Below are 6,803 nucleotides of genomic sequence, written 5' to 3'. Positions count from 1 at the left end.
CCGGCTCGGCCGTGACGGTGAGCCGGTCCGCGAGGGGCTTGGCGGCGCGCCCCTGCAGGATGTCGCTCAAGGCATGGCCGGCGCTCCTCAGGCGTTCCCGGCTCCACGGCTCGCCATTGACGTCGAAGGCGCGCAGCAGGTGCGCCGCTGCGGATTCGCCCTCGACGACGGGCGGGATGATGGTCAGTCGCACCGACGTCCTCCTACGCGTCGTCCGGGTCGATGTCCGCTTGCGCGGTTCCCATCAGTCGGGTGAGCTTGTCGAACTCGATCTCCTTCAGCTTCGGGCAGGTCGAGATGTCGGGCACCCTGAACGGGTTCCGGTGAGGGCCGAGCTCGAAGATCTCGTCGAAGACGAATGCTAGGTGGTCGAGTTGGCTGATGCTCGGCGCGCCGCTTCGGATGGCGCGGAAGGCCGCCTTCTTGACGAGGTGCATCATCCGGCCGGTGTATCCCGCCGATGCCTTGAGCATGCGCTGGACCATGTCGTGCTCGGACAGGCCGGAGGGGGCCGGGAAGCCGAGCCGCGGCTCGATCAGCTCCAGGAACTTCGTCGCCTTCTTCACACAGGCCGCCGAGTGGCCGAGTGGCCTGATGGGCATGAAGATGCAGCGTCGGAGCAACTGGAAGTCCTCCTTGAGCACCCGCCTCAGCCACGGCATGCCGGAGAGCACGAGCGAGATGGGGCGCATCTCCGCCCCCGGCGGCCGCAGGGGGTCGTTCGGGTCCGGGAGGACGAGGTTCTTCAGCGTCTCGACCAAGGCCCGCCGCTCGTCGCCGGTGCGCCCGCGGAGGGCGTGGTGGAATTCATCGACCATGACGACCGACACGAGTTGGGCGTGCATCTGGTGGCGGACCCTGCGCCAGATGTCGTGCTCCTTCAGGGTGGCGCTGAGTTCCAGATCGGTCAGGGCGACGTACAGCGCGAGCCCCAGCGTCTTCAGGGTGCAGGGGCTGGGCGCCTTGATGAACACCAGCGGGCGCACGGGGCCGACCTCGTCACGGAACGGCACCAGGGACGGGCGCATCTGCAGCCGGGCGAGCAGATGCGACTTCCCGGCCCCGGAAGGAGCCGGAACGACAAGGCACTGGCCCTCGACGTCGTCGGCGAGGTCGGCCAGCATCTGGTCGAAGCGCGCGACCGCCTTGACGACGACGTCCGTGTTCACGTGGATCGTGTTCACGCGTCTCTTCCAGGCGCGCCGCTCCAGATCCTGGGGGCTCAGACGGGTGGCGAACCGCTCCCGGCGCGCGGGAACGGCCTCCTGCGGGGCGAGGACCGTGACGTCGGGGCGGAAGATGTCCGCTTCGTGGGCTTGCAGCATGCGATGGTCCTCACTCGGCAGTCCAGTTATCGGGATCGTCTGCATCGAACCCGATGTCGTCGGCCGCCGCCGCCGGCATGGTCGCCGCCGGCACGGTCGCCGCCGCGGTGACGGGCGGTGATCGTGCCGGCTCGGCGGCGACCGAGTCGTCCTGCGCCGCGCGGACCGGGCGCCCGCCGGTCTTGCGGCCCCCCTGCCCGATGCGGGGCGCAGGCGCCGCCTGGCCGTCGGCCGCGGCCGACGGCGCGGCCTTCCTCGGGCGCCGGGTCCGCAGCCGCTCGGCCTCGTGGGCGTTCTCGTCAGCGACGTCCCAGGCCACCTCGAACATCGGGTCGTCCGCGTGCTCGCGGAACCAGTCGACGTCGGTGCTGGCCAACCGCTGCGGCTTGACGCCGGCCTTGCGGCATTCGGCGCGAAGCAGCTCCATCGCGCGGACGAGGGTCGCGCGTGCGACGCGCTGGCCCTCCAGCGTCATGCGACGCGCCGTCCGGACCACGTCGCGCCACTCGGCAAGGGAGGTGCCGTCCGCCAAGGCGTCGTCGCAGGGAACCCTGATCCACCCGGCCTCCTCGTCCACCAGGACGAGGAGGTGGCCGAGATCGGACGCATCGACCTTGACGAGGAACTCCTCGCCGAAGTGGAAGCCTTTCCTGCGGCGGACGCCCTTCAGCTCGTCCGACTGGAAGGTGAGCCCGAGGAAGGTGATCCCGTGCCGCTGGATGGTCCTCGGGACCACGAGCGCGATGAGCGGGTCGAGGTCGTCGGCCGACGGCGGCAGGCGCGTGCCGTAGCCGATCAGGTCCTGCCAGCGCTGCAGGGGCGTGCGTCCCAGCAGCCCGCCATGCTTGCGGTTGTGATAGATGTCGACGACCCAGATCGTGAAGAATTCGATGAGCTGGGCGAGGGTCAGGGCGGCTTGCCCGACGCTGTCGTAGTCGCCCCGCTCGCGCACGTCCCGGAAGGTCCGGCCCGGCAGGTAGGCGCAGAAGTCGCGCGCGATCGTGCCGAGGGCCCGCTCGACCTTGCCCTTCAGGTGGGGCTTGCGCCGGGGCATGTAGCGAAGCTCGAACCGCAGCTGCCCGGCGGCCGCCTTCATCGAGCGGGAGTGGAATTCCCGTCCGTTGTCGAGCTTGACCACCTCCGGCACGCCGAACACGGGCCAGGACGTCTCGACGCGGACGCGGGTCAGGTCCTTCGGCAGCACCGCCATGCGCAGGCAATGCATCACCGAGGTCCAGGAGGGGCGCTCTTCGCTGAGATGGAACCCGACGATCATCCGGGTGGCCGCACAGATGGCGACCGTGAGCCAGACGCGCTTGGTGCGCTTGTCCTTCCGACGCCGGTTCCGCGCCGGGGTGCCGTCGCCTTCCAGAACCAGCACGTCGAGCGGCGTGTGGTCGATCTCGACGATTTCGAGCGGCCGCGTCGCCTGAGGAGCCTTCTTGACGTGCCGGAAGGCCTGCTCCGCCTCCGCGGGGCCCTGGCGGTGATAGATCTCGTCGAACCGACTGACGTTCGCCTTCACCCAGCGCCGGATGGTCATGGCGTCGGGCACATCGAGGGGCACGGCGCGCGTCTTGTTCTCGCGCTCGACCCGGCCCTGGATGAACAGGATGACGTGGCTGAGGGGGGGGCCGTTCCGGATGAGCCAGTCCTCGCGCACCCGCTCGGCGAGGATCACCTCGACTTCCGGGTCGAGGCGGAAACCCGCCCGCCCCTTCTGGTCGTGCAACGGGATCAGCGCCGCGAGGGCCCTGCCCCCCTTGCGCCAGCGCCCGTACCAACCCTTCAGCGAGGACCCGCTCACCCGTTCGAGCGGCACGTCGTCGGGATGGGAGCCCTCGTTCTCGATGACCCGTTGCCGACGCTCCGCCGCGACGAGCTTCGCGATCTCGGCGTAGCCCTTCAGGACCTTCTTGTGGGTCCGCTCGGCGAAGCACCGGTCGCAGGCCTGCATGTAGTCGAGGCGCATCAGCGCCGCGTCCTGCTGGCGGACATCGAACGTGTCGATGGTGCGGAGGAGGTTGTCCTGGACGCCTTGGGGCAGGCCCGCGGTCGTGTCCTCCACCAGTTGAAGGCGCCTCGGCTCGCCGAAGTAGAGGTCGGCCAGCTCGGCATGGCTCTTCGTGACCGAGACCGGCCTCGCCCCGAGCGTGCGCAGGGTGACGCCGCTCGCGTCGCGCGAGAGCACCTTGTGGTAGACGCCCTCGACGATGACGAGGGCGCCCTCCTGCAGGCGGATCTGGCAAGCGCCCATGTTCAACGCCGCCCCCTCCCGGGCTCGGACACGCGCAGCCGCCCGCTGCGGCAAAGGTCCAGCATCGCGGCCTCGCTCAGGAAAAGCGTGACGGGATCGGGCCCGAGCCGGCGCAAGAGGACGCCGGCCGCGGCGCGCGCGATGGCGTGGGGGATCCCGTCGACGAGCGCGACCGCGCCGCGGTGCGTGCGGATCTGAGACCGATCTCCTGTCATGGGGCTACCTCCGGCTCGGGGAACGGCGGACAAGGGCGTGGTCGTCGAACGGTCGGCCGGGTTCGGTGAGCTCGGCTTCCCCGCGCGCGACCAGGGCGACGACGGCCCGGAAGGCGCGGGTCCCGAGGCCCGAGGCCGCTCGGAGCTCCCGGACGCGGGCCTCGCCGCCGAAGCGGTCCAGGACGACGCGGATGGTGTGCTGCTCCGCCTCGTCGACGACGAAGCTTCGCTCGCTCGCGACGAGCGCCGCGTTCGCGACCCGGAGCGCGTCGATCTCGACCTCGGTCCAGAGCTCGAAGCCGTGGTAGCCGGCCGCGATGGCGCCCGCCGCCAAGCGGGGCCGGATCTCGTCCCAGCCGAGCCTGATCACCCGCTTCAGCGGCTTGACCTCGACGCAGAGGCGCCGCCCGTCGTCGATCTCGACGGCGAAGTCCGGCGTGTAGGTGTGCCACCGGACGCCGTCGTGCCACCGGAACGGGACGGGCTCCTCCTGGTAGCGCAGGACGGCGTCGTCCTGCTCCAGGAGGAGGATGAAATCCCGCGCGAGGAGGCCCTCGTAGGCCACCATGCGGTGGCCCATGCCCGGCTTGCCGGAGGGGATCTCGCCCGTGATGCAGTCCCGCCGTCCGGTGACGATCCGGCGGGACGGATTCGGCTTGCCGACATGCCGGCTTCGCAGGGTCCGGGACATCAGGCCCCTGCCCCGGCGCCGGGCATCCGCGCGGGCGCGGCCGCCGCCCCCAGGCGGATTGGATACCGCGTCACCCCCTCCTGCCAGCGGTCCAGCGGGGTCCGCCCGTCCCGGCGCGAGCGGCCGAGGTCGTGCTGGCTGAGCCAATCCTGCACCGCGGCCATCAGGCCGTCGGCCGTCGCCACCGCGGCCCCGGTCGCGGCGAGCCATTGCCCCAGGCCCGCCGCCGGCGCGGCCCCGCCCGCGGAGGCCGCCGGGCCGAAGCGCAGCTCGATCCCGAGCGCCGCCGCGGACCGCAGGACCGATTCGCTGCGGAACCGGGGGGCGTGGTCGAGCAGGAGGGCGTCCGGGAGACCGAGGCAGAGGCGGGCGACGCCGAGCGGCTCCGGCGTGGCTGCGGCCGGCCGGGCACCGAAGAGCCCGAGGACGGCGTCGCCGTCGGGCTCCGTCGTGGAGAGCCTCGCCGCGACCGTCACGCCGCTGTAGGCGTCCCGCGCGGTCAGCAGGTGGACGCGATCCGTGTCGAGTTCCGGCAGCGCGATGTCGAGGGTCTCCTCGCCGACGACCACCTCGCCCAAGGGGTGCCCGCTCGACATGTGCAGGAACCGGAAGACCTGCCGGGCGGGCGCCGCGGATCCGCGCGCCGGCGGCCGCATGCGGGCGCGGATCATCCGGCGAAGGGTGCCGGGCGCCGGCACCTGGTCGGGCGCGCACCCGCGGGCCAGGGCCTCTTCCCGGCACCGCTGCAGCGCCGCCTGCGTCAACAGGGAGAGCGAGGGCGCCGGCCGCAGGCGGGCCTGGGCGGCGGCCTCGTCGGCCACGGACCCGATCCAGGCGGCCCAGCGGGGCCGGGCCGGCACGGACCGCCGCCGGTCGGCGAGCGCGGCCACCTGCCCGCCGCTCGTGCGGAGCAGCCGCTGCCACCGCCTGACCTGCCGCAGCGACGGCCACTTGACGTCGTCCACCTCACGGCCGACCGCCGCGAAGGCGGCCGGCACGGCATCGGCGCCGCACGCGCCGGCCGGCAGGCCTTCCAGGGCCTGCACATAGGCCAGGCGCCGTCCGGCGCGGGCGCGCTGCGCCTCCGTCAGCTCCGAGAGGGCCGGCGGATCCGCCGGGGCGAGGGAGTCGCTCTGGACGGGAAAAAGTTCGAGCTGCGTCATGACCGCGGCGGTCCTCTGAAAGCCCGTGGCGGGCGTTGATGGAAGCTGGGCGAGGCGGCCCCGGCACTCGGGCCGGGGCCGGTCGTGCGGGCTAGTCCTCGGGCGCCTGGTCGTCCCAGGCCTCGGGCGTGAACTTGCCGGTGGGGTGGCCGAGAAGGAGGCCGAGGTCGTCGTCCCACGCGTCGAAGGCGGGATCGACGAAGCGGTCGCCGGCGGGCGGCTCGCCGCCGTACTGATCGGTCAAGGGCGTTCTCCTGGGGTCGCGAGGTCGGTGGCCCGGTCGAGGGCGTCCGTCGGACGGCCCCGGCTCGGCGGCATCAGGCGGCCGGGACACCCCAAGGAGGCGACACGCGCAGGCCCTTGCTTTCACGCGCGGGAGCTGGCATACGTGTCGGGCCTCGGCGTGTGCCTCATCCGGTCGGTGCGGTAGTTTCACGGTCGCGGTCGAAAAGGCTCGGACGTCGCTTGGGCCGGGGATTCCACTCCACTCCCCTTCCCGGCGCGGTCGAGCGATACACCTGCGGTGGCTTGGTGGTTAGACGCAGGTGATCTCAAGGCGTGCGGCCCTCGGGCCGTGCGCCTTTGTCATGACTCATGGGGCGCGACCGGAGCCGGTCGCGGAGGGTCGCGCGACCGCCCACGGCGGACGCGAACCGGTCTGATCTGGCCGGGCATTGTTACTCTCCCTCGAAGTCCCGGGACGGGACTTTACTCGGTTTCGCCCTGAGACGGCTGCGCCCGGAACTGGCCGAGCGCGTACCACATCTTCGCCTTCCGGTCGTGGATTATTTTCCCATCGCGCTTAAGCTTGGTCTTGGACTTCTCCGAGGCGTCGAGCTGGTAGCCGGCTTTCCGGACGACCTCGTTCACCTCGGCGCCGGACATCCCCCGGGGGCCCGCCTTCGCCAACGCCGTGACGATCACCTTCGCGACCGGGCCGGTGACCGCGGGCAGTTGCAGGGGCTCCGCCCCCGGCCGATCCGCATCCGCGGCCGCCCGCGGGAGGGCCACGGCCGGCGCGAGGCCGGAGCGCTCCAACGTGCCGATCAGGTGGTCGATGCCGGCCAGTTCGGTGGCGATCTCGCGAAGCTTCGCGGCACCGGCCAGCATCGCCGACCGCACGGCTTCGTGCATCTCCGCCTCGGCCTGCCG

At 72.0% G+C, this 6,803-nt stretch carries 6 protein-coding genes and 1 pseudogene; all 7 read right to left on the bottom strand.

All coding sequences use genetic code 11. The annotated features are described in order from the left end of the window. Positions 1-193: pseudogene (locus tag MFF42_RS20770) on the bottom strand (TniQ family protein); the annotation flags it as partial. Positions 194-203: 10 nt separating this feature from the next. Then, complete coding sequence (locus tag MFF42_RS20765) at positions 204-1,325, bottom strand: ATP-binding protein (protein WP_066923658.1); 1,122 nt, start codon at positions 1,323-1,325, stop codon at positions 204-206. A 10-nt stretch (positions 1,326-1,335) separates the two neighbouring features. Continuing rightward, a complete protein-coding gene (locus tag MFF42_RS20760) occupies positions 1,336-3,582 on the bottom strand; it encodes a TnsB C-terminal domain-containing protein (protein ID WP_082222805.1) in 2,247 nt (748 codons plus the stop codon). 219 nt (positions 3,583-3,801) lie between these two features. Continuing rightward, positions 3,802-4,488: a TnsA endonuclease N-terminal domain-containing protein gene (locus tag MFF42_RS20755; protein WP_012752999.1), complete on the bottom strand. Its 687-nt coding sequence runs from the start codon at positions 4,486-4,488 to the stop codon at positions 3,802-3,804. Beyond that, positions 4,488-5,651, bottom strand: coding sequence for a hypothetical protein (locus MFF42_RS20750; RefSeq protein ID WP_066927218.1), 1,164 nt, complete (start codon positions 5,649-5,651; stop codon positions 4,488-4,490). The genes MFF42_RS20755 and MFF42_RS20750 overlap by 1 nt, the downstream gene beginning before the upstream one ends. A 91-nt stretch (positions 5,652-5,742) precedes the next feature. After that, positions 5,743-5,895, bottom strand: coding sequence for a hypothetical protein (locus MFF42_RS20745; RefSeq protein ID WP_009863639.1), 153 nt, complete (start codon positions 5,893-5,895; stop codon positions 5,743-5,745). 464 nt (positions 5,896-6,359) lie between these two features. Next, positions 6,360-6,803, bottom strand: a 444-nt coding sequence (locus MFF42_RS20740) for a hypothetical protein (protein ID WP_238257441.1), incomplete at its 5' end; no start/stop codon positions are given.

Origin of the sequence: Methylorubrum podarium (assembly GCF_022179745.1) — a bacterium.
GTDB lineage: Bacteria > Pseudomonadota > Alphaproteobacteria > Rhizobiales > Beijerinckiaceae > Methylobacterium > Methylobacterium podarium.
Note: the sequence above shows the minus strand (reverse complement) of the source record. Positions and strands in the feature narration are given on the sequence as shown.

Bases quoted from the DNA above. Each gene is read 5' to 3' on its own strand.
- MFF42_RS20765 (WP_066923658.1), bottom strand. From the start codon at position 1,325: ATGCTGCAAGCCCACGAAGCGGACATCTTCCGCCCCGACGTCACGGTC.
- MFF42_RS20750 (WP_066927218.1), bottom strand. From the start codon at position 5,651: ATGACGCAGCTCGAACTTTTTCCCGTCCAGAGCGACTCCCTCGCCCCG.
- MFF42_RS20755 (WP_012752999.1), bottom strand. From the start codon at position 4,488: ATGTCCCGGACCCTGCGAAGCCGGCATGTCGGCAAGCCGAATCCGTCC.
- MFF42_RS20760 (WP_082222805.1), bottom strand. From the start codon at position 3,582: ATGGGCGCTTGCCAGATCCGCCTGCAGGAGGGCGCCCTCGTCATCGTC.